The following is a 22,243-nucleotide window of genomic DNA, read 5'->3' as shown; positions in this document are numbered from 1 at the left end:
CTGCCGAGCCTGCGAGGTCGCGTTCGGCTGCGAAGCAGTCGTAAAACCTGCATGCACGTTCTTTCAGATACACCGCGTCAGATGGATCACGACTGCTGCGCAGCCGAACGCAGCCTCGCTGGGGCTCGACAGCTGCTACACAAATCATGTTTCGTTAGAGAAATCGGTGAAAGTGATGGATTTGTCAGGTCAATCTGAACTCGTCTTTACCCAAGCTTTACGCTTCGCTGACCGCCGCTGACCTTGATCTCCGTAACCTGTACTCATCCGGAACGTACCGGGAACGAGACAAGGAGATTCACCATGCGCAAGACTCTTATCGCTCTGATGTTCGCTGCCGCCCTGCCGACCGTTGCCATGGCCATGCCTGAAGGTGCCGGCCCGATGGGTGGCTCGATGGACGGCTCACGCCATGGCGGTCAGATGCACGGCATGCACGGCAAAGGCCCGTACAGCCAGCTGGACCTGAGCCGCGAACAGCGCGAGCAGATCCGCAAAATCATGGGCGAGCAGATGCATGAGCGTCAGCAAGTGGTCGACAAGTACCTGGAAAAACTCTCGCCAGCCGACCAGAAGGCCATGAAAGATGAAATGGCGGCCAACCACAAGAAAGCGGAAGCCGACGTGCGTGCCTTGCTGAAACCGGATCAACAGAAGCAATTCGACGAGATCCAGAAAAAACAGGCTGAGCGTCGCGCCGAATGGGCCGAGTTCAAGGCCTGGAAAGCGCAACAGCCGCAAAAGGCGCAATAATGTTCTAGCGTCATATCACAGCCCAACGGTTAATCGCCGTTGGGCTTTCTTTGCTTGAGGATTTTCTGTGCGCTCATTGTTCTGGCGTATTCTGGCCAGTTTCTGGCTGGCCATCGCTCTGGTTGCAGGGCTCTCCATTCTGCTGGGGCACATGCTCAACCAGGACGCGTGGATTCTCAGTCGCCATCCCGGCCTCAATACCTTGGCCGAACAGTGGACGCAAACTTACGAATCACAGGGTGAAGACGCGGCCCAGGACATTCTGGAACAGCGCAAGCGCCAGTATCACATCAACGTTCAAGTGCTCAACGAGAGCGGTGATCCGGTGGTGCGCGGCACTTTCCCACGCAGAGCGGCGGCCTTCGAAGCGCGGCAGAATAACGACGACCGTCGCCTGCCATGGCGTCGTCTGACTGCGGAATACACCAGCGAAAAAACCGGCGACACCTACCTGCTGATCTATCGAATTCCGCACCCGGAACTGGACTCATGGCATCGCGAAAGCCTGCTCTGGCCATTGAGCGCGCTGGGTATCGCGCTGGTGGTACTGACCTTGTTCAGCCTGTTCGTGACGATGTCCATTACTCGCCCACTCAGCCGCTTGCGCGGTGCGGTGCATGATCTTGGGCAAACCACCTACCAACAAAACAGCCTGGTAAAACTGGCCAACCGCCGCGATGAGTTCGGCGTGCTGGCCAACGACTTCAACCGCATGGGCGCGCGTCTGCAAAGTTTGATTGGAAGCCAGCGGCAATTGCTGCGGGATGTGTCCCATGAGTTGCGTTCACCGCTAGCCCGGTTGCGCATTGCGCTGGCACTGGCCGAGCGGGCCAACCCTGAAGAACGGCAAAAACTCTGGCCGCGCCTCACTCGGGAGTGCGACCGACTGGAAGCGCTGATCAGCGAAATCCTGGTTCTGGCGCGGGTCGATGCCGACAACGCCAGCGCCGAAGAGGTTGATCTCAATGCGCTGCTCAACACTCTGCAAAAGGATGCTCAACTGGGTTCACCGGAACAGAACGTGCGCCTTGAGGCCGAGCCGCAGCTGAACCTCAAAGGCTGGCCGACGATGATCGAGCGCGCCGTCGACAACCTGCTGCGCAACGCTCAGCGGTTCAACCCGGTGGGGCAAGCGATTGAAATGCAGGCGGTGCGTCAGGGAGAACGGATTGTGGTCAGTGTGCGTGACCATGGGCCGGGCGTAGAGGCTGCGCATTTGAGCCAGTTGGGTGAGCCGTTCTATCGGGCGCCGGGGCAGGCGGCGGCTGGACATGGTTTGGGGTTGGCAATTGCGCGGCGTGCGGCGGAACGGCATGGCGGGAGTCTGGTGCTGGCTAATCATCCCGATGGCGGGTTTATCGCCAGCCTTGAATTGCCGTTGGTGCCTGGGGCCGTAGTCCAACCCTGACCCCCTGTGGGAGCGAGCCTGCTCGCGAAGGCGGTTTAACATTCAATAGATTTATTGACTGACCCGACGCTTTCGCGAGCAGGCTCGCTCCCACATTTGAACGGTGGTGTCAGGCTTTTCCGGGCCAGGCGCTGACAAACTCAGCCAGGTCGACTTTCTCCGCCACGCGCGGTTCCTTCTGCGGCGTACCCAGATAAAGAAACGCAATCACCTCTTCCCCTTCAGCCAGGCCCAACCCCTTGGCCACATGCGCCGAATACGCCAGTTCACCCGTGCGCCACACCGCGCCAATCCCTTGTGCATAAGCCGCCAGCAAAATCCCGTGAGCCGCACAACCCGCCGCCAGCAGTTGTTCGGACTTCGGATACTTGACGTGATCCTGCAACCGCGCAATCACCACAACCACCAATGGCGCGCGCAGTGGACCGTTACGCGCCTTGTCCAGTGCCGCCTCGGACACCTCACTGTCCTGCAGCTTCGCCGCTTCGGCCAGCAACTCGCCCATTTGCTCGCGCGCCGCGCCTTCGACTGTCAGGAAGCGCCAAGGCTGCAAGTGGCCATGGTCTGGCGCTCGCATCGCAGCGCCAAACAACACTTCGCGTTGTTCTGCGGTCGGTGCCGGTTCGAGCAGTCGTGGAACGGAAACACGGTTGAGCAAAGCGTCGAGAGCCTGCATCGGCCACCTCCTGAAAAAAATGTTTGGCTATTCTAGGGCCTGCCATCAATTATTGCCTGCGCCGCGTTGTCGCCTGAAAGCGGGCCAGGCAAGGCGCAGTCCGCCGGTAATGGTCGTTCCCTTGCCAAGGACTGCAACGCAGCCTGGCCCGCTTTCAGGCACAACCCGAAGGGCCGGGCCTGCTGTTGTGCAGGGCTGCGTTGCTCGGAGCTTATTTGGAATGACCAAACTACGCTCCTCGCGCCTTGCCCTGCACAACAGCAGACCCGGCGCGGCACAGGCAATAATTGATGGCAGGCCCTGCAACTGCGAAGGCGGCGCCGGTTTACATGCCCTGCCCCGCAGGTAGAATGGCGCCCTTCCCTATTTCAGCCCGAGCGGACTTCATGGCGTTGCCGACCTTACGGATTATTGGTTTCATCATCGGCATCTTCCTGATCACGCTGGCCATCGCCATGGTCGTGCCCATGGCCACTTTGGTGATTTTCGACCGCACCAGCGACCTGCCGTCGTTTCTCTGGGCGAGCATGATTACCTTTGTCGCGGGTTTGGCCCTGGTCATCCCCGGCCGTCCCGAACACATTCACCTGCGCCCGCGAGACATGTATTTGCTGACCGTCAGCAGCTGGCTGGTGGTGTGCATCTTCGCCGCGCTGCCGTTCCTGCTGACCCAGCGCATCAGCTACACCGACTCGTTCTTTGAAAGCATGTCCGGCATCACCGCTACCGGTGCGACGGTGCTCAGCGGCCTGGACACTATGTCCCCCGGCATCCTGATGTGGCGCTCGTTGCTGCACTGGCTCGGCGGCATCGGCTTTATCGGCATGGCGGTAGCGATTCTGCCACTGCTGCGCATCGGTGGCATGCGGCTGTTTCAGACCGAGTCGTCGGACCGTTCCGAAAAAGTGATGCCCCGTTCGCACATGGTGGCGCGTTTGATCGTTGCGGCCTACGTCGGCATCACCATTTTCGGCAGCCTGGCGTTCTGGTGGGCCGGGATGAGTCCGTTCGATGCGATCAACCACGCGATGTCGGCGATTTCCACCGGTGGTTTCTCAACGTCCGACCAGTCCCTGGCCAAATGGACGCAACCGGCGGTGCACTGGGTGGCGATCGTCATCATGATTCTGGGTGCCCTGCCGTTCACCCTGTATGTAGCGACCTTGCGCGGTAACCGCAAAGCACTGATCAAAGATCAGCAGGTTCAGGGGCTACTCGGCATGTTGCTGGTGACCTGGCTGGTGCTCGGCACCTGGTATTGGTGGACCACCCAGCTGCATTGGCTGGAAGCCCTGCGACATGTGGCGCTGAACGTGACCTCGGTGGTAACGACCACAGGATTTGCGCTGGGGGACTACAGCCTCTGGGGCAATTTCTCGCTGATGCTGTTCTTCTATCTGGGCTTTGTCGGCGGCTGCTCGGGCTCGACCGCCGGCGGGATCAAGATTTTCCGCTTCCAGGTCGCGTACATCCTGCTCAAGGCCAACCTTAACCAGCTGATTCACCCGCGCGCGGTGATCAAGCAGAAGTACAACGGTCACCGCCTCGACGAAGAGATCGTGCGTTCGATTCTGACCTTTTCATTCTTCTTCGCCATCACCATCTGCGTGATCGCGCTGCTGTTGTCGCTGCTCGGAGTGGACTGGATGACCGCCCTCACCGGCGCGGCCGCCACGGTGTCCGGCGTTGGCCCGGGCCTGGGCGAGACCATTGGCCCGGCGGGCAACTTCGCCACCCTGCCGGACGCTGCCAAGTGGATTCTCTCGTTCGGCATGCTGCTGGGCCGACTCGAGATCATTACGGTGTTTGTTCTGTGTATTCCGGCGTTCTGGCGTCACTGACAGGAGCAGACGCGCCCATCAGCCGCGTCCGGTACTCGCCGGGAGTGGCGTCGAACCAGCGGCGGAAAGCGCGGAAGAAGTTGCTCGGATCGGCGAACCCCAGCAGGTAGGCAATTTCCAGCAGGGTCATGGTCGGCTGCGCAAGGTATTGCTCGGCCAGTTCACGCCGGGTGTCGTCGAGCAACGTCTGAAAACTCGTGCCCTCTTCCTGCAAGCGTCGTTGCAAGGTGCGTTGCGACAGATGCAGGGTTTGCGCCACGGTATCGCGCTTGGGTTCGCCCTGGGGCAGCAAACGGCATAGCACCTGCCGCGCCTTGTGGGTTACGCGACTCTCGGAAAACCGCGCCAGGTACTCACCGGCAAACCGGTCATGCAACAGCGCCATCGCCTCGTTGGCGGTAGGCAGCGGTGCCTCCATGTCAGCGCGTTCGAAAATCAAGGCGTCATAAGGCGCGTTGAACACCAGCGGCGCATGGAAGGCTTGTTTATAGGGTTCGAGATCGACGGGTTCATCGCCCTGCACCAGCACCTTGCGCGGTTGCAGGGTGCGCCCGGTCAACCAGCCGCACAGCGCCAGGGCACAGGCCAGTGACGCTTCGGCGCTCTGCCGGGTCGGTGGCAGATGGTCGCCGTGGACGGTAAGGATCAGCGCGTAGCCTTCTTCCAGCAACCGGAAACTCAGGTCGGCACTTTCCGCAATGATCCGCTGATAGCGCACCAGCCGTTGAAAGCCTTCGGCCAGGGTCTGGCTGGACATCAAGGCGTAGCCCGCCACATGGAAGGAGGCCGGTCGCACCACCTTGCCCATGTTCAGGCCAATCGCCGGGTTGCCGGACAGCTCAACCGCGCGCTGCCACAGGCGTGTCATGGAATCTTGCGGGAAGCGCGCGTCCGGATCATCCAGTGCCGCGTAGTCGAGCCCCAGCTGCTTGAACAGCACCCGGCAATCCAGGCCGTCCATCTCCAGTGCTTTGACAATCCCCATCGCCCAGCTTGCAGAAGTCGTTCGTTCGCTCATGTCGTCCACTTACATGATGAGCCGCATGCTACGGCCAATTTCCGAAGGATACTAAAGTGGCGCCTATTGTCACTGGCTGATGCCAATGATCACTCTAGACTCAAATAAGCTACCCGCAGAACAACTTGCAGTCAGACCAATAACCACAGAGATCGCAGTCGTGGAAAACATCAAACGTTTCAACAGCTTCGCTGAGTTCTACCCGTATTACCTCAGCGAACACAGCAACAGTATCTGCCGACGATTGCACTTTATCGGCACGACGCTGGTTATTTTCATTTTTGCCCTGACCATTGGCAAAGGCGTCTGGCTGCTGTTATGGGCCCTTCCGCTGGCAGGTTACAGCTTCGCCTGGGCCGGACATTTTTTCTTCGAGAAGAACCGTCCTGCGACCTTTCAACATCCGTTTTACAGCCTGCTCGGCGATTTCGTCATGTACCGGGACATGATTCTGGGTCGCGTGCCGTTCTAGGCGCAATGAACCACAGGAGGACAGCCGATGAATGCCACCGCCCGTTTCACCCACATGCAGGACGGCACGCAGGAAGACTGGGCGATCATCGCCGCAGACTTCAGTGCCTATGCGAGGCAATTGCCGACACGGATTGTGGCGCATCTGAAATTACTGAAGGATGATTTTGGCGGCTTCCCGGTGGATCGTCTGACCCATTCCCTGCAAACCGCCAGCCGTGCCTGGCGTGATGGCCGCGATGAAGAATACGTAGTCTGCGCGCTGCTTCACGACATTGGCGACACCTTGGGTTCCTACAACCACCCGGACATCGCTGCGGCAATCCTCAAGCCGTTTGTCAGCGCCGAGAACCTGTGGATGGTCGAGAAGCACGGGATTTTCCAGGGGTATTACTTCTTCCATCATCTAGGGATGGACCGGCATTTGCGCGAGCAATTCAGTGGGCATCCGCAGTATCAGGCGACCATTGAGTTTTGCGCCAAATATGACGCAGCGGCGTTTGATCCGGCGTATGACACGCTGCCGCTGAGCTTCTTTGAGCCGATGATGGAGCGGTTGTTTGCGCATCCCAAGCATTCGATTTACAAAGCGGCGATGGAAGAACATTCGCCAGCCTGAAAACTGCTGGGGACTGCTGCGCAGTCCATTCGCGAGCAGGCTCGCTCCCACAGGTGACCGAGTTCCTTCAGGAAAATACGATCAAAAATGTGGGAGCGAGCCTGCTCGCGAAGAGGCCCGTCCAAACACCTTGTTCTTAAGCCGGCTCTGCCACCTTGACGGCCTTCAACTCCGCCTCCCGCGTCTGGGCATCCGCCAATCGATACAACTCGATCGATCCGTCCCAATGCTCGATCAGAGCAGTGCACGACTCCACCCAATCTCCGCAATTGAGGTAATCCACCCCGCCGACCTTGCGTATCTCGGCATGGTGAATGTGCCCACATACAACGCCGTGCAACTCGCGTTTGACGCATTCGTGAGCGATGGCTTCTTCGAAATCACTGATGAAGCTGACCGCGGTTTTGACCTTGTGCTTGAGGTACGCCGACAGCGACCAGTAACCGTAGCCATAACGGGCGCGCCAATGGTTGAGCCAGCGGTTGAGGGTCAGGGTGAATTCGTAGGCCGAGTCGCCGAGAAAGGCCAGCCAGCGGTGATACCTCGTGATCACGTCAAACTGGTCGCCATGAATGACCAGCAGATGGCGACCATCGGCGGTCACGTGCACGGCTTCATCCACCAGTTGGATATTGCCCAGAATCAGCTTCGAATAGCGGCGCAGGAATTCGTCGTGATTGCCGGTGACGTAGATCACCTCGGTGCCGCGCTTGCTCATGGTCAGCAAGCGGCGGATCACATTCGTGTGCGCCTGAGGCCAGTACATGCCGCCGCGCAGCTTCCAGCCATCGATGATGTCGCCGACCAGGTAGATCTTGTCCGCGTGATAGCCCTTGAGAAACCGCGACAGGTGTTCGGCCTGGCAATCCCGGGTGCCCAGATGCACGTCGGAAATCCACAAGGTCCGCACACGTTGCTTACGACTGGGTTTGGCGAGCTCGGCGCTGGTCATGGGCAACCCTCTGGAGTTTTTGCAAGCTTGCGCCGGTCGGGTTAATTGCCCATGACAGTGGCGAGTCAGTCCTGTGACAGCGCCCCACGATTACCCTCGGTGTAGACTGGCAGCCTTGCCCGGGAGACCTGCGATGAGACCGATCCTCACGCTACGCCAATACACGCATGACCTGATCGTCCATAGCCACGACCACGCGCAGTTGGTGTTCGGGCTGTCGGGTGCGCTGGATTTCGAGGTCGACGGGCGTGGCAGCCAGGTGGTCCAGCAGAGTTTCGTGGTAGTCCCGTCCGGTTTCCATCACGCCTGCGGCAGCGCCAATGGCAGCCGTTGCCTGGTGCTGGATGTGCCCAGCGACCAATGGGTTTCTCAGTCCCTGGGTGATCACGCCGAGGCCAGCCGTCGTTTGCTCGACAACGCCGGTCGCCTGCCGCTGGATGCAGGACAAAGCCAGTTGGTCAGTTGGTTGGCGGGCAGTCAGGTCAGCGATCCACTGATCGCGCAACAAGGCGCGGTGTTGCTCCTGGCCAGTCTCAACAACGCCAAACCCGAGATCGTCGGCGGTCGGCGCCTGCCTTATGCGGCGCTGAATGCGCACATCGATCAATACGCAGCCTACCCACTTCAAGTCGCCGATCTGGCGCGTATCGCTGGTCTGTCCAGCGCTCGGCTGCATGCGCGGTTCGTTGCTGAATGCGGGCAGACGCCGATGGATTACATCCGCAGTCGACGTCTGCACATGGCCGTAGGCTTGTTGCGCGATACGGGACTGCCAATCGGCGAGGTTGCCAGTCGGGTCGGTTACAGTTCGCAGAGTGCCTTTGCGGCGGCGGTGTTGCGGGAGTTCGGTGCCTCACCCGGCAAATTGCGGCGCGAGGTTGGCGACAAAAGGCAATAGTTTGCCGACAGACACAACTGGGGGTTTCACGGTTCAATGCAGGAGCTGCCGAAGGCTGCTCCTACATCTTTGTTCGCTTGTTGTTAAGGATTGCAATGACTCCCCGTACCGCCCTTGGCGCCTTGCATATTGGCGCATTGATGTTCGGCCTCACCGGTGTGTTCGGCAAACTTGCCGCGGCTTCCCCCGCCATTATCGTTTTTGGTCGTGCCGCGTTCGCGGTGCTGGCCTTAGCCGTTTTTGCGCGGTTCGCCAGCACTACTCGCTGGCAGCAACTCGAGGCTGTGGACTGGCGCCGACTGTTGCTCAGCGGTTTGCTGCTGGCCGGGCATTGGGTGAGTTTTTTCATTGCAGTGAAGATCGCAGGCGTGGCGATCGCGACCCTGGGTTTCGCCAGCTTCCCGGCGTTTACCGTGATCCTCGAAGGGTTGATCTTCCGCGAGCGAATTCGCGCCAACGAAATCCTTCTGGTGGTGCTGGTCAGTGTCGGGCTGGTGCTGGTCACCCCAGATTTCGATCTGGCCAGCGGCGCCACAATGGGTCTGCTGTGGGCGGTGGGCTCGGGTTTGCTGTTCTCTCTGCTATCGCTGACCAACCGCGCGAGCTCCGGGCGAATCCCGGCGGTGCAGGCTGCGCTGTGTCAGAACGTGGTGGTCGCGTTGTGCCTGTTGCCAGTGGCGGCACCGCAGTTGAGCGAAGTGCGCGCCATCGACTGGCTGTGGATCGGTCTGCTCGGGGTGTTCTGCACTGGCGTCGCTCACAGTCTGTTTGTTGCCAGCCTGGCGGTGATCAAGGCGCGGACCGCGGCAGTGGTTTTCGCCATGGAACCGATTTACGGCATCACCGTGGCCTGGCTGCTGTTTGATGAAAACCCGACACTGCGCATGCTGCTCGGCGGCGCGTTGATCATCGTGGCGATCGTGGTCTCCAGCCGACTCTCGGGCGGCTCAAGCAAGAAGACTGTTGCGGCAGAAGCCGCCTCTCACTGAGTGCGGTCGTTGTGCCCCAGGTCGCGGTCCGGATCAACTTGATCGCGGACCCGCTGCTTCAGCACTTTGGCCTCCGGGAAACCTCCATCAGCCTTGCGCTCCCAGATCTGCACATCGTCACAGAAAATGTGAAATACCCCACCGGTGCCGGGCACCAGAGACACTTTTCCCAGGTCGTCACCGAAGGTGCTGAGCAGTTCCTGGGCCAGCCAGGCCGCACGCAACAGCCACTGGCATTGCGTGCAATAGGTGATGATGATTTCCGGTTTGCGTGCAGTCATGATCGGCGAAACTCCTGAGCCAGAGGGCGCCGCTATGATAGCCCGGCGAGCAGGTTCCGGGCGGTCTGCTTCAACGGCTCGTTAGCTTCCTTGAGCAACTCATTGAGCAGTTCGATGGCGCTGTCCACATCGCCGTCATCAATGCAGGTCTGGGCTTGTTCCAGTTTGTCGGCACTGCTCGGCTCGGTCGGGGCCAGGTTCAGCGGTTCCAGCTCCAGCGACTGGCCGGGATCGCTGAACTCGTTGAGAAACGTGTCATCCAGAGACTGCGAATCAGGCTCGGCGACCCATTCAAGTTCGGGCTCGTCCAGCGTCGAGTCGTCGGGCATTTCAAACACCTCGGGCAAGACGTGCAGGTTCGAGACAAACGGCGGCTCGACCGGCGCGGATTCGCTCGATGGTTTCGCGGCGGGCGGAGAGTGCTCAAAAGGGCTGATCAGGTCCCAACTCGAATCCATCGACAGGTCATCCAGGTTCAACTGGAACTCATCGTTGGGCGCTGCTTCGGCAACCGCAGCCTTGGGCGGGATGCTTGACGCTGCGACGGTCAACGCTACCGCACTGCTCAATTTCGGGTGTCGGGCGCGGATATTCTGAAGTTCTTGCAGATCGTATCCGGCGTCACGCAGGTTGTTTTCCTGTGACTCATAGGCGGGTACGTCACCCTGTTTACCCAAGACCTCCAACAGCTGAACGGCCAGATCCGTGCGGTGCGGCTCCTTGATCAGCGCCTCTCGCAACAAACCGGCCGCTTCGGAAAAACGGCCATAGGTCAGATAAATATCAACCCCTTCAAACACATCGCCTGCGGGCGACTCTTCACTCGAGTCAGTTGCCGGTTGCAACGCTGACGATTGGGCAACCGGTTCTGCAGTGCGACTGAGCGCCGGTTCATCCCGTGACGGCAAAACAGGTAAAGCGTCGGGCAATGCCTGAACCTGTTGTCGTTGACGCCGAACGAACACCCCCAGCAACACCAGAGCCACCACCGTCAGCAACCCGATAATCAGCCCCCAATGGGTGGCCTCAGGTTCTTCGACCATGACCGGCGCGGGAGCCACAACGGCGGGTGCAACCGGTTCCACCGCTGCGGTCTTGATTTCCGCCAATTGGGTTTGCAGTTCCGTCACCTGCTTTTTCTGACCGGCGACCTGCTCCTCCTGGGCCTGAAGCTTCGCAGTCAATTCATCGATGGTTGCTTGCAGCTGCTGGTTTTGCAGCACACTGGCGGCCAGTTGTTCGGCAACCGGATCAATCACAGGCGCGGTGGCAGGTTGGTCGACGCGAGGAACAGGGGGCTTTTTGCTCTTCGTCGCAGGTGGCGTCGCAACGGCCGGCTCAACCGTCGGGAATCCGGAGGACTGAACGTCGTTCACCGGTTCGTCGGTGACGGGAACAATCCCCGGTGAACCCGGCGGATCGATCAGCACGGTGTACTCGCGCAGCACGCGCCCGTTAGGCTGATTGAGCTGCACCAGGAAATTCAGGAAAGGTTCATTGACCGGTTTGCTGGAGCTCACCCGGATCAGGCTACGGTTGCCACGCAGGATCGGCGTGAATTTCAGATTATTGAGAAAGAACACCCGATCGATGCCAGCGCGGCTGAACTCGTCCGCTGTCGCCAGGCTGACCGAGAGCTCGCCCTCCTCCAGTCCTGCGGCATCTTCCAGCGCAATGTCGGCACGCAACGGCTGATTCAACGCCGAATGCAAGGTGATATCACCCAGGCCCAACGCGGGGGCCAATGCCGAGTAAGTGACAGCACCACCGACCAGAAGCAGCCTGGCGCAACACCGCAAAACCATGTGCCAACTCTCAAGCATGAGCATCCCTTAGATAACCAGAACCATCTTGTACGCGTTCGCACATCCGGTACGAACACGATACTGCCAAGTAGTTCTTTATAGTCTGCCCAACGGGGTATCTCAAAAGTCCAGGGTACGTTTATGCCTCAAGACTTTTCCAGGTTGGCCAGAATGTGCCCGTGGACACGCATGCAGATCTTCAAATCCGCCTCATCGACGCCGTCGAACAACTCGTGGCGCAGTTGGGTGGCAATGGTTTCAATTTGTTCGATCAAGGGAAGGGCCGAGGCACAGAGGACGATTTTCTTCGCCCGGCGGTCTTCCAGCACCGATTGACGTTGCACCAATCCCTGGCTTTCGAGGCTGTCGAGCAATCGGGCCAGGGTCGGCCCTTCGACGCCGACACTTTGCGCCAGCTCACGTTGGGTGGGCGCATCTTCGAATCGCGCGAGGTGCAGCAGCACCAGCCAGCGCGCCTGGGAAAGACCCAGGCCAGCCAGACGGCGGTCCAGTTCGGCACGCCAGCCGCGCGACATCTGGGCCAGTTGCATGCCAAAGCGGTGTTGGTCGGTTAACGGCATAAAACACTCATGATCAGACTGAAATAAAGAAAAACTAATTATTAGTCAGCTAAGCATGACCCTTGGCCAGAGGCAAGGCTTGCTCCGTACTGAATCGTTACATCTATGTGGTAGACAACCTAAATCTCGAATTCGGATTGCAGCGCCGCCCGAACACAGTACAAAACCCCTTCCGGCACTCTCCCGGCAAACAGTGCAGTAATCTCCGACACGGGCGGCAATTCGCCCTCGCCGTCGAGGAACGCGTCCTGGATTTCGCCCATCAACTCTTCGGGCAGATCCAGCGCTTGCTCCAGCGACAACTGCTGCTTGCCAATCGCTTCGGCGAGCAGGGTGTAGACGTTCTTTTCCGAGCATTGCAGCTGACCGGCGATCTGCAACGGTGTCATGCCGGCTCGGGCCAGGGTGATCAGTTCGTGGCGCAGGTCGGCCACCACTTTCGGCGCCTCGACTTGCCCGCCGAGGACTTCGAGGAAGGCCTCGCCGTAACGCTCCAGCTTGCGCGCGCCAACGCCACTGACCGTGGCCATTTCCGACAGCGAGGTCGGTTGGCTGCGAAGCATTTCCAGCAGTGTCGAGTCGGGGAAGATGACGTACGGCGGCACACCATGCTCTTCGGCGAGTTTGCGACGCAGGGCGCGCAGGGCTTCCCACTGTTCGCGTTCTTCGCCGCGAACCAGTTGGCTCGCCTGGCTCTTGCTGCTTTTGGCTGTGGTTTGCGGCTTGAGGTCGCGACGCAGCTCCAGGGTTACTTCGCCCTTGAGCAACGGTCGGCAGGTGTCGCTCAGGCGCAGGCCGCCGTAGCCTTCCAGGTCGATGTCCGCCAGACCGCGGGCAACCAGCTGACGGAACAAGGAGCGCCATTCGCTCTCTCCCATCGCCTTGCCTACACCAAATACCGACAGATGCTGATGGCCGAAGCTGCGGACCTTTTCGTTATCCTTGCCCAGCAATACATCGACCAAATGCCCGACGCCGTAGCGCTGGCCGGTGCGGAAGATCGCCGAAAGCGCCTGACGGGCCGGCTCGGTGGCGTCCCAGGTCTGCACGCCATCGACGCAGTTGTCGCAATGGCCACACGGCTCGGGCATGTCTTCGTCGAAGTAGGCCAGCAGCGTCTGGCGACGGCAGCGGGTTTCTTCGCAGAGTGAGAGCATGGCGTCGAGCTTGTGCTGCTCCAGACGCTTGTGGCGCTCGTCGCCCTCGGAGTTCTGCAACATCTGCTTGAGCATCACCACATCTTGCAGGCCGTAAGCCATCCAGGCGTCTGCCGGCAGACCGTCACGGCCGCCGCGACCGGTTTCCTGGTAGTACGCCTCAAGGGATTTTGGCAAGTCGAGGTGAGCGACAAAGCGCACGTTGGGCTTGTCGATGCCCATGCCGAACGCCACGGTGGCGACCATGATCAGGCCTTCCTCATTGAGGAAACGCTTCTGGTGGTGAGCCCGGGTATCGTTGGGGAGACCGGCATGGTAAGGCAGCGCCGGGAAGCCTTGTTCGCTGAGAAACACCGCCACTTCGTCGACTTTCTTGCGCGACAGGCAATAGACGATGCCGGCATCGCTGCGCCGTTCGGCGAGGAACGCCAGCAACTGCTTGCGCGGCTGCTCTTTGGGCACGATGCGATAGAAGATGTTGGGGCGGTCGAAACTCGACAGAAAGCGCTCGGCATCCTGAAGATGAAGGCGGTCGACGATTTCTTCCCGGGTACGCTTGTCGGCGGTCGCGGTCAGGGCGATACGCGGGACGTTGGGGAACAATTCCGCCAACTGGCCCAGTTGCAGGTATTCGCGGCGGAAGTCGTGGCCCCATTGGGACACGCAGTGAGCTTCGTCGATGGCGAACAGGGAAATTTCAAGACTTTGCAGGAACGCCAGCATCCGTGGCTGAACCAGACGCTCAGGCGCGAGATAAAGCATTTTCACTTCACCGCGCTTGATCCGTGCCGCCAGATCGCGCTGCTGCTCGGCGCTGAGCGTAGAGTTCAATGCCGCCGCCGCGACGCCCAGCTCCTCGAGGGTAGCGACCTGGTCGTCCATCAGGGCGATCAGCGGCGAAACCACCACCGCCAGGCCTTCGCGCAACAGCGCCGGCACCTGGAAGCACAAGGACTTGCCGCCACCGGTAGGCATCAGCACCAGGGCGTCGCCGCCACTGGCCACGCGCTCAATGATTGCACCCTGACGGCCACGGAAACTGTCGTAGCCGAAGATGTCCTTGAGGACGCGTTGAGCCTGTTCGAGCATAGAAACTCCAAAAATCACAAAAACATCCCTGCAAGGCTGGTTCAGAACCACGAAGGCTGCACCGACAAATCGTAAGTGCGCATTGCATGACGCTTCACATTTCAGCCGCGACGCCGGCAGGGCATCACAAAACGCGCGAGTATACCCGACGCCTCCCTTGCGCAGGGCACCACTGATAAGACACATGAACCCAATGCCATGAAGAACCCTGTAGGAGTGAGCCTGCTCGCGATAGCGGCGCTACATTCAAAACAGAGTTGACTGGCCCACCGCTATCGCGAGCAGGCTCACTCCCACAGGGATTGCGGTGTTCCATACTCCTGCATGGGTCCAAATATCCCGCGCGGCTGGCCCAAGCGCTCAAGAAGGCCTAGAATTCCCGCATCTGTTTAATTCCCAAGGTAGCCCTTTAATGTCCTTCGCTGAGCAACTAACCCGCCTGCAAGTCTTCCTCGACGCCGACGAACTGCATGACGAGGCGCTGGACTACGTGGCCGCCCACGGCTACCTCACTGCGCTGTCGATCTGTTCCGAAACCGTTCCCGACCGTGAATGGATCGACGCCCTCTTCGCCGAAGAGCCGCATTACGCCGACGATACCGAGCGTGAAGCGATCGAATCCACCCTGTTGGCCCTCAAGGCTCACATCGCTCGCCAACTGGCGTCCGATGAAGAGTTCGAGTTGCCTTGTGACCTGGACCTGGGCGAAGAGCCGGACGATTCCGACCTGCGCGGCTGGTGCATCGGTTTCATGGAAGGCGTGTTCCTGCGCGAAGCGGCCTGGTTCGAAACCGCCGAAGACGAAGTCAGCGAAATGCTGCTGCCGATCATGGTCGGTTCGGGTCTGTTCGACGAACAGCCTGAGTTCGAAGACATCGCCAAAGACGCCAACCTGATGGACGACATGATCGTGCAGATCCCGGAAGCGCTGACTGCGCTGTACCTGCTGTGCCAGGCGCCTGACGAAAAACCGGCGATCCTCAAGCCTCGTCACCACTAAGGTTTTGCCTATGGACAACCCCATAGGCAACCGCTCCCTGATGTTGCGTTACGTGCTGCTGGCCATCGGCTGGCTGAGCGTAGCGCTGGGGGTGATCGGGATTTTCCTGCCGGTATTGCCCACCACGCCCTTCCTGCTGCTGGCGGCCGCCTGCTTCGCCCGCAGTTCGCCGCGTTTCTATCATTGGCTGGTTGAACATCCGCGGCTTGGGCCGTGGGTTCGCGATTACCTGAGCGGCAACGGTATCCCGCTCAAAGGCAAGGTCTACGCCCTCGGCCTGATGTGGGCGAGCATCCTGCTCTCCTGCTATCTGGTGCCCCTGCCGTGGGCGCGGGGGGTCATGCTGACCAGCGCGGTGCTGGTGACCCTCTACATCCTTAAACAGAAAACCCTGCAAAAGCCCTGAATTCACCACGCTCCCTGTAGCAGCTGCCGAAGGCTGCGTTCGGCGGCGAAGCCGTCGCTAGTCCATCCGCTGCGGTCTATCAGGTAAACCGCGTGTGCAGGGTTTACGACTGCTTCGCAGCCGAACGCAGCCTTCGGCAGCTGCTACAAGTCCGCGTACCAACCGACGATTTGTCCTGCCTCGCTGAAAACACCGCCTAGACTTCAGGCATCTGCACCCGAGCGGCCAGACATGTCCCGCAGTCCGCGTAGTCCAGGATGGTCAACGCTCCGACTTCGGCTCGGCGGATGGCTGTTGCTGATCACTTTTCTGTTGGCCGGGCTGGGCAGTGTCTGGGCTAACTGGAGTTTTACGCAGATTCTGCAAACCGCCGAACAACGCTACGGCACCCTCGGCCCGGGACGGGGAAGGATCGAGGCCTGGAGTCAGATGTTGCAAAGCGAAATCAACGCCCCCGAGCGCGAGCAACTGAACGCGGTCAATCGCTTCTTCAATCAGCAACTGAGCTTTCTGGACGACACCCGCATCTGGCACCAGACCGATTACTGGGCCACGCCCGTCGAATCCCTGATCAAGGGCTCCGCTGATTGCGAGGACTACGCCCTGGCGAAATATTTCAGCCTGCGTCAACTCGGAATTCCCAGCGAAAAACTACGCATCACCTACGTGAAAGCCCTGACCCAGAACCAGGCGCACATGGTGCTGACTTTCTACAACAGCCCCACGGCCGATCCGCTGGTGCTGGACAACTTGATCGGCGAGGTCCGCCCCGCCTCCCAACGCAAAGACTTGCTGCCGGTGTACGCCTTCAACGCAGAAGGCCTGTACTTGCCGGGAGCTAATGGCGGCAAACGCAGCAGCGACTCGAAAAAACTGTCGCGCTGGCAGGACGTACTCAAAAAGATGCAGGCCGAAGGGTTCGCCGTGGGCGACGGCTAGCCACCTGAGCAAGGAGCGATTTATGTCACTGCGTAAACAGTTGTTTCTCGCCATCTGCCTGTTCTTGCTGGTGGCGTTCAGCGGCAATTTTTTTGTCAGCCTGGAAAGCTCTCGCGACCAGATGCTCGGCCAGTTGCGCTCCCACGCCCAGGACGCCGCCACCGCGTTGGGTTTGTCGTTGACGGCGCAAATCGATGACCCGGCCATGATCGAGTTGATGGTCAGCTCGATTTTCGACAGCGGTTATTTCAGCAGCATTCGAATCATCAACATCGAGGATGCGCAGGTGCTGGTGGAGCGCAGTGCGCCGGGGCAAATCGACGGCGTTCCCGCCTGGTTTGTGCACCTGGTCAACCTGCACCCACCCGGTGGCGAAGCGCTGATCATGCGCGGCTGGGTCCAGGCGGCACGGGTCGAAGTGTTGAGCAATCCGCAGTTCGCCCTGGCCAAACTCTGGGACAGCACCCTCGGCAGCCTGATCTGGTTGCTGGTGTGCGGGCTGCTCAGTGCCGTGTTTGGTGGCTGGTTGCTGCGCCGGCAATTTCGTCCACTCGACACCATGGTCAAACAGGCCGAAGCCATCAGTAAACGCGAGTTTTTAAGCCTGCCGAAACTGCCGCGCACACCGGAGTTGAAACGCGTGGTATTGGCCATGAACCAGATGGTCGAGAAGCTCAAAGCGCTGTTCGCCGAAGAGGTCGCACGCAGTGAGAAACTGCGGGTCGAGTCCTATCAGGACAGCCTTACAGGCCTGGCCAATCGACGCTTGCTGGATGAAGAGTTGGCCGACGAGTTGCTGGTCTCCGAGCAGAGCAGCGACGGCCATTTGCTGATGCTGCGGATCAACGACCTGGTCGGTCTCAACCAACGCTTGGGCGGCCAGCGCACCGATGCGCTGATCAGCGCCGTCGGTGAATTGCTCAAGCGCCTGACCCAGCCACCGGAACGTCGCACCTGGCTTGCAGCGCGCAATCGCGGCGGTGAATTCAGCCTGCTGACGCCTGGCCTGGACAGCACCGACGCCGCACGCCTGGCCTGCGAAATCAGCGCCACCCTGGAAAACCTGCGCCTGACCGGCGCCAGCGACGCCATGCCGGTGGCGCATTTGGGAATCGCCCCTTACCACCCCGGTGAGCCGGCCAGTGACGTGCTCACGCGACTGGATCAGGCGTTGACCGAAGCCCGGCAACATCCCGAGCGCCCGTGGGTCCACTTGGCCGACTCCATCACCGCGCCGACCCCATCCCAAAACGACTGGCAAACCTGGATCGACGACGCCCTGAACCTAGGCAAGATGCAATTGTATTTCCAGCCGGTGGTGCAATGCGCCGACACCAGCCAGGTACTGCATCACAAAGTCCTCGCGCGCCTGCTCGACCCGCAGGGCGAGGCCATTGCCGCCGGGCACTTCCTGCCATGGATCGAGCGACTCGGCTGGTCGGCCCGGTTTGACCTGGTCATGCTCGAAGCCACCCTCGACTACCTCATCGCCAATCGTTGGCCCCTGGCGTTGAGCCTGTCCGGCAGCACCCTGCGCGATCCCGCGCAGTTGCAACACATCCTCGACATGCTCGAATCGCTGCCCGAACTTGCGCCCCTGCTGACTCTGGAAATCGACGAACGCCAACTGCCACCTCAGGACGAACTGCAACGCCTGAGCCACAGCCTGCTCAACACCGGTTACCGCATCGGCCTGCAGCATTTCGGTGGCAGCTTCGGCCAGATCGGTAACTTGACTCAACTGGGGCTGGCTTACTTGAAAATCGATGGTGCCTACATCCGTCACATTGATGAGCAGAGTGATAAAAAGCTGTTCATCGAGGCGATTTTTCGGGCGACCAACAGCATTGATTTACCGTTGATTGCGGAGATGGTGGAGACCAAAGGGGAACTGGAGGTGATCAGGGAGTTGGGATTGTTTGGGGTGATGGGCCGGTTGATTGGGCCGCCGGAACCGATGTAAGCAGTCCGACCGTTCGTCTTAAACGTGGGTTTACCTGTCATATATGACAGTAGGCAGAGACTGGAGCGCGTTATCTAATCCGACCGTATCGGTGCCGCCCATTCGGGAAGCCGGGCGCCTCTTATGGAAGGTATGCATTCATGAACAGCCCAATGACAAACGCTGACCCTGCCTCCAATCAACAAATCGTTGTATTCCCGCCCGATCGCGGCATCGGTGTGCTGGCCGTCGTCCCGCCCTACCCGGTTGGTTTCAAACCGCAAAGCGACGGTGCCTTGGGGATCAACATCAACATGGTGCACGGCGATCGTGACGGATTGCTGGTTTACATTCTGGCCTATCTGAATATGGCCATCGGCGACAACATCAAGGTTTACATCGAAACAAAAAACGCTCCTGTCGCTGATTTTTCAGTCACCGACGCGCATTTCGATGCTGAAGGTAACGCGAAAAACATTCCCTTCTATATTTCAACCAAAGACATGGAAGCCAGGTTTCTGCCCCCTGAGAACAAGGACTTCTGGTTCGAAGTTCAGCGAGTGAGCGGCAATCCCTCCGAAGGATCGCCTCCTGTACAGATGTTTTACAAACATCCGGCGCCGGGCGAAGCGGACACTGACGGTGGCAAGCCATTCAACCAGGGCCTCAAGTTGCCCATTGCCTCCGAAAGCGTCGTCGATCAGACAGTGATCGATGACGGCATGTTCGTAACCGTTCTGGAGTACTTCAATCAATCCATCGGCGACGTGGTGGTGCTTGCTTTCGGGTCTTTGCTCCTGGAGACCACTGTCACCGCATTAGGTGATGTTGTCTTTGAACTGATACCGGATGAGCTCGCCACCCTGGCACCCACCAACAGCTTGGTGGTGCGCTGGGAAGTGTTCGACGTGGTGGAGAACGCCAGCGGCTGGTCGGATGCGCTCATCCTCACGTTCAAACCCGGCGTGGTGTTGCTGACCGCACCGATCTTTGAACTGGCCGATCTCGACAACGTGGTGCATCACGATTGGCTCCTGGGCGGCACGATGCCGATTCTGGTTACGGGCGTATTCGCAGCGAATGATGTGGTCGTGCTTTTACTGAAGGGCTTCACCGAAGGTGGCGACCCGGTCAGCCACATCTATACCCAGACACTGACGGTCGCTAGCAGGACTCTGAATTTTCCGGTTGAAAACCACCGGGTGCAAAACGTGATCAGGGGGAGCTTGCGCGCCACTTACGAGTTGACCAGAGCGGGCAAGACCCAATGCTCGAAACCTGCCGATATCACCATCACCGGCGGAGCCTTTAAATTGGGCTTGCCGACTGTCTCGCCATTGGAAAACGACACGTTGCCGGTGGATACCGTCACGGCAACGGCTCAATTTGCCGACTACTGGCCCTTGAAAGAAGGCGCTCTCGTCCAACTTCTCTGGCAAACCACCGACGACGCCGGTATTGCGGTCCTGATCATTCTCCAGCAGGTCGTCACCGACCCGACATTACCGATCGTGTTCACGGTGGAGGCCAAATACATCGCGCCTCATCCCAGCGCCCCGCTGACGGTGCAATGCGCAATCACCAACCCAGAGGAGGTCAGGGTCGTTTCCGACCTGCTGCGATTGCAGATTGGCGATGAGAAAGCCATCGAGCTCGCCCCGCCGACGCTTGTAGGCGTCCAAGGACCGATTGATCCCTTGGGCGAAGATCGGACCATTCGAGTCGAGTACCCCGCGAGGATCGCGGGAGACCAGGCCAGACTGGTGCAGATGAGGGCTCCGGCCGCCCCCCCTCCTTTTGATCTGACAACGCTAAACCAGAACAACCGCGCCAACTGGGTGCTCGACGTCAGGTTTCGTGTCGCCAACCAGGGCACGAGGATTCAAAAGCGCTGGAACCTGAGGCGCGACGGCAAAAAAGTCGCTTCATCGCCGGGTGCGTATTTTGAGATCGCGCCGATTGCCCCTGGAGACTCGCGGCTCCCGACGCCGCGTATCAGCGGGGTATCAGGAGTCCTGGAGGTGAATAAGCTGACAGCCGCCAACCTGTTGGAAGTCGATCCATGGCCGGGACAGACTCAGGGACAAGCCAAGTTTCTGATATTTGAAGGCACCCATAAAAACGGCACGACAGTCAGCTATCAAGCACTTGAAGGCGAGCTGACGGGAGCGGAACAAGGTTCGAGAACGGCGTTATTTCTCGCCTGGCTCATCGAACTGAAAGATGAAACTGAATTACATATTGTTTTCTCGGTGAGGCTGGGTCAGGGGCAAGAGCCTCTGCCGTTTCCGACGCAGACATATCTGGTCGAGTCGCTGGTTGAACTACAGCCTGTGATTACCTCGTTGCAAGACCCGCAGGAGCGTGAGGTGACTCAAGGCAGCGAGACGGTAGCAACCACCATCACCGTGTACGGTCATGGAAGCGATAACGAGCAGATCCAGATTCTGGTGAACGGCGTGGTAGTAGAGACGGTGCGCACCGACGCCAGTGGCAACTTTGTCCAGGCGGTGACCGCTGAGGTCTATGACGACTCGAACACGATCCAGCTTCGAGCGCTTTATGGCAGCAACTATTCGTCCCCTACCCGCTCTTATATCCTTCGCCGTCCTCTGCAGATTCCTACGCATCAAATGAACCTGCACGGCTACAGGGTGTATACCGGCTGGCGGACCACAGGGCGTGATTTCCCTGGCAATACGGAAACCCGCACAGCGCAAAACGGCGTGGGCACGCGCCGCTTTTCGTCCAGTAATACGGGTGTGGCTACAGTCGACGCGAACGGCAAAGTCACCGGTCTTCGTAACGGCGTGGCATGGATCTACGTACAGGATCAATTCACCACCCTCGAGTTCTACGTAAGCGTGGCCAATGTTTATACCCTGGTAAAACTTGGCTATGGCCTGGATGTGGCGGCATCAGTCAGATGGATGAACAGTGTTCCTGGTTCGCAATCCGTAGTGCACGCTTTCTCGGCGATGCAGCAGGTTTATGGCCCGGAAGATAACTGGCAGCTGAGTCCACGTGATGCATGGGGCATGTGCTACCCGGCCGCCTGTCCCGCCGGCTACAACTACGCCTTCTCCTGGCGCAATGGAGGGCTTAATTGTGGTCGGGATCACCAAACTTATTTGTATTCTCCATGGTGCCTCAGGCCTTACTGAGCAGAAAAAGAAGGAAAAAGGGGACGCCCATTAGCCGTCCGATGTGTCGTCCCCGATAACTGAGTGAGAATAAGGACGTGTGGGTTCCCTCAGTTGGAACCGCCCCCTCACCCTAACCCTCTCCCAGAGGGCGAGGGGACTGACCGAGTCGTTTGGTCGAGTTACATCGACCTGAGAAACCGCGTCGAACTCAGGTTCTTGAGTGCGGTTCATAAATTGAGCCACGCAGGCAGGTCCAGGTCACCTTCAGTCAT

19 protein-coding genes are annotated in these 22,243 nt (G+C 59.5%); 12 read left to right on the top strand and 7 right to left on the bottom strand.

The window, feature by feature from the left end:
• The first annotated feature begins 303 nt into the window (after positions 1-303).
• A complete protein-coding gene (locus ACYZUA_RS10190) occupies positions 304-753 on the top strand; it encodes an LTXXQ domain protein (protein ID WP_461962991.1) in 450 nt (149 codons plus the stop codon).
• Positions 754-820: 67 nt separating this feature from the next.
• Positions 821-2,161, top strand: coding sequence for a sensor histidine kinase (locus ACYZUA_RS10185; RefSeq protein WP_461962990.1), 1,341 nt, complete (start codon positions 821-823; stop codon positions 2,159-2,161).
• 109 nt (positions 2,162-2,270) lie between these two features.
• Here ACYZUA_RS10185 and ACYZUA_RS10180 read toward each other — a convergent pair whose 3' ends face one another.
• Positions 2,271-2,837 carry an NAD(P)H nitroreductase gene (locus ACYZUA_RS10180; protein WP_149632127.1) on the bottom strand — a complete coding sequence of 189 codons (567 nt, stop codon included), beginning with the start codon at positions 2,835-2,837 and terminating at the stop codon, positions 2,271-2,273.
• Positions 2,838-3,223: 386 nt separating this feature from the next.
• On the opposite strand from ACYZUA_RS10180, the gene ACYZUA_RS10175 reads away from it, so the two are divergent.
• A complete protein-coding gene (locus ACYZUA_RS10175; RefSeq protein WP_461962989.1) occupies positions 3,224-4,678 on the top strand; it encodes a TrkH family potassium uptake protein in 1,455 nt (484 codons plus the stop codon).
• On the opposite strand, the gene ACYZUA_RS10170 is transcribed toward ACYZUA_RS10175, so the two are convergent.
• Positions 4,635-5,696: an AraC family transcriptional regulator gene (locus ACYZUA_RS10170; protein ID WP_461962987.1), complete on the bottom strand. Its 1,062-nt coding sequence runs from the start codon at positions 5,694-5,696 to the stop codon at positions 4,635-4,637. The two genes, ACYZUA_RS10175 and ACYZUA_RS10170, sit on opposite strands and share 44 nt — an antisense overlap.
• A 160-nt stretch (positions 5,697-5,856) precedes the next feature.
• On the opposite strand from ACYZUA_RS10170, the gene ACYZUA_RS10165 reads away from it, so the two are divergent.
• A complete protein-coding gene (locus tag ACYZUA_RS10165; RefSeq protein WP_461962985.1) occupies positions 5,857-6,168 on the top strand; it encodes an Mpo1-like protein in 312 nt (103 codons plus the stop codon).
• Between the two features lie 27 nt (positions 6,169-6,195).
• Entirely contained in the window at positions 6,196-6,786 is a 591-nt protein-coding gene (locus tag ACYZUA_RS10160; protein WP_461962984.1) for an HD domain-containing protein, read from the top strand.
• Between the two features lie 136 nt (positions 6,787-6,922).
• On the opposite strand, the gene ACYZUA_RS10155 is transcribed toward ACYZUA_RS10160, so the two are convergent.
• Positions 6,923-7,738: a UDP-2,3-diacylglucosamine diphosphatase gene (locus ACYZUA_RS10155; RefSeq protein WP_461962983.1), complete on the bottom strand. Its 816-nt coding sequence runs from the start codon at positions 7,736-7,738 to the stop codon at positions 6,923-6,925.
• A 133-nt stretch (positions 7,739-7,871) separates the two neighbouring features.
• Between ACYZUA_RS10155 and ACYZUA_RS10150 the strand changes: the two genes are divergently transcribed.
• Positions 7,872-8,636: a helix-turn-helix transcriptional regulator gene (locus tag ACYZUA_RS10150; RefSeq protein WP_461962982.1), complete on the top strand. Its 765-nt coding sequence runs from the start codon at positions 7,872-7,874 to the stop codon at positions 8,634-8,636.
• 95 nt (positions 8,637-8,731) lie between these two features.
• Positions 8,732-9,625: a DMT family transporter gene (locus ACYZUA_RS10145; RefSeq protein WP_461962981.1), complete on the top strand. Its 894-nt coding sequence runs from the start codon at positions 8,732-8,734 to the stop codon at positions 9,623-9,625.
• On the opposite strand, the gene ACYZUA_RS10140 is transcribed toward ACYZUA_RS10145, so the two are convergent.
• From ACYZUA_RS10140 to recQ, 4 genes are all read right to left on the bottom strand, one after another.
• Entirely contained in the window at positions 9,619-9,906 is a 288-nt protein-coding gene (locus ACYZUA_RS10140; RefSeq protein WP_461962980.1) for an Rdx family protein, read from the bottom strand. The genes ACYZUA_RS10145 and ACYZUA_RS10140 overlap by 7 nt on opposite strands.
• A 32-nt stretch (positions 9,907-9,938) precedes the next feature.
• Positions 9,939-11,729, bottom strand: coding sequence for a FimV/HubP family polar landmark protein (locus tag ACYZUA_RS10135; protein WP_461962978.1), 1,791 nt, complete (start codon positions 11,727-11,729; stop codon positions 9,939-9,941).
• A gap of 128 nt (positions 11,730-11,857) precedes the next feature.
• Entirely contained in the window at positions 11,858-12,292 is a 435-nt protein-coding gene (locus ACYZUA_RS10130; protein ID WP_283190222.1) for a MarR family transcriptional regulator, read from the bottom strand.
• A gap of 119 nt (positions 12,293-12,411) precedes the next feature.
• Positions 12,412-14,538 carry a DNA helicase RecQ gene (gene recQ, locus ACYZUA_RS10125; RefSeq protein WP_461962977.1) on the bottom strand — a complete coding sequence of 709 codons (2,127 nt, stop codon included), beginning with the start codon at positions 14,536-14,538 and terminating at the stop codon, positions 12,412-12,414.
• Positions 14,539-14,950: 412 nt separating this feature from the next.
• Between recQ and ACYZUA_RS10120 the strand changes: the two genes are divergently transcribed.
• The 5 genes from ACYZUA_RS10120 to ACYZUA_RS10100 all read left to right on the top strand — a co-directional run bounded on the left by ACYZUA_RS10120 (position 14,951) and on the right by ACYZUA_RS10100 (position 21,989).
• Complete coding sequence (locus ACYZUA_RS10120; protein WP_008156162.1) at positions 14,951-15,538, top strand: UPF0149 family protein; 588 nt, start codon at positions 14,951-14,953, stop codon at positions 15,536-15,538.
• Between the two features lie 10 nt (positions 15,539-15,548).
• Positions 15,549-15,944: a YbaN family protein gene (locus ACYZUA_RS10115; protein ID WP_461962976.1), complete on the top strand. Its 396-nt coding sequence runs from the start codon at positions 15,549-15,551 to the stop codon at positions 15,942-15,944.
• A 231-nt stretch (positions 15,945-16,175) separates the two neighbouring features.
• Complete coding sequence (lapG, locus tag ACYZUA_RS10110; protein WP_461962975.1) at positions 16,176-16,883, top strand: cysteine protease LapG; 708 nt, start codon at positions 16,176-16,178, stop codon at positions 16,881-16,883.
• A 22-nt stretch (positions 16,884-16,905) separates the two neighbouring features.
• On the top strand, positions 16,906-18,846 hold the full coding sequence (gene lapD / locus ACYZUA_RS10105; protein ID WP_461962974.1) for a cyclic di-GMP receptor LapD: 1,941 nt from the start codon (positions 16,906-16,908) through the stop codon (positions 18,844-18,846).
• Positions 18,847-18,986: 140 nt separating this feature from the next.
• Positions 18,987-21,989, top strand: coding sequence for a hypothetical protein (locus tag ACYZUA_RS10100; protein WP_461962973.1), 3,003 nt, complete (start codon positions 18,987-18,989; stop codon positions 21,987-21,989).
• Positions 21,990-22,243: the final 254 nt, after the last annotated feature.

The sequence above is a fragment of the Pseudomonas sp. LS2P72 genome (assembly GCF_054897865.1).
This window is presented reverse-complemented; position numbering and strand designations above follow the sequence as displayed.

Coding starts and splice junctions, on each gene's coding strand:
- ACYZUA_RS10190 (WP_461962991.1), top strand. CDS start 304: ATGCGCAAGACTCTTATCGCTCTGATGTTCGCTGCCGCCCTGCCGACC.
- ACYZUA_RS10180 (WP_149632127.1), bottom strand. CDS start 2,837: ATGCAGGCTCTCGACGCTTTGCTCAACCGTGTTTCCGTTCCACGACTG.
- ACYZUA_RS10175 (WP_461962989.1), top strand. CDS start 3,224: ATGGCGTTGCCGACCTTACGGATTATTGGTTTCATCATCGGCATCTTC.
- ACYZUA_RS10170 (WP_461962987.1), bottom strand. CDS start 5,696: ATGAGCGAACGAACGACTTCTGCAAGCTGGGCGATGGGGATTGTCAAA.
- ACYZUA_RS10160 (WP_461962984.1), top strand. CDS start 6,196: ATGAATGCCACCGCCCGTTTCACCCACATGCAGGACGGCACGCAGGAA.
- ACYZUA_RS10155 (WP_461962983.1), bottom strand. CDS start 7,738: ATGACCAGCGCCGAGCTCGCCAAACCCAGTCGTAAGCAACGTGTGCGG.
- ACYZUA_RS10150 (WP_461962982.1), top strand. CDS start 7,872: ATGAGACCGATCCTCACGCTACGCCAATACACGCATGACCTGATCGTC.
- ACYZUA_RS10145 (WP_461962981.1), top strand. CDS start 8,732: ATGACTCCCCGTACCGCCCTTGGCGCCTTGCATATTGGCGCATTGATG.
- ACYZUA_RS10140 (WP_461962980.1), bottom strand. CDS start 9,906: ATGACTGCACGCAAACCGGAAATCATCATCACCTATTGCACGCAATGC.
- ACYZUA_RS10135 (WP_461962978.1), bottom strand. CDS start 11,729: ATGCTTGAGAGTTGGCACATGGTTTTGCGGTGTTGCGCCAGGCTGCTT.
- ACYZUA_RS10130 (WP_283190222.1), bottom strand. CDS start 12,292: ATGCCGTTAACCGACCAACACCGCTTTGGCATGCAACTGGCCCAGATG.
- recQ (WP_461962977.1), bottom strand. CDS start 14,538: ATGCTCGAACAGGCTCAACGCGTCCTCAAGGACATCTTCGGCTACGAC.
- ACYZUA_RS10120 (WP_008156162.1), top strand. CDS start 14,951: ATGTCCTTCGCTGAGCAACTAACCCGCCTGCAAGTCTTCCTCGACGCC.
- ACYZUA_RS10115 (WP_461962976.1), top strand. CDS start 15,549: ATGGACAACCCCATAGGCAACCGCTCCCTGATGTTGCGTTACGTGCTG.
- lapG (WP_461962975.1), top strand. CDS start 16,176: ATGTCCCGCAGTCCGCGTAGTCCAGGATGGTCAACGCTCCGACTTCGG.
- lapD (WP_461962974.1), top strand. CDS start 16,906: ATGTCACTGCGTAAACAGTTGTTTCTCGCCATCTGCCTGTTCTTGCTG.
- ACYZUA_RS10100 (WP_461962973.1), top strand. CDS start 18,987: ATGAACAGCCCAATGACAAACGCTGACCCTGCCTCCAATCAACAAATC.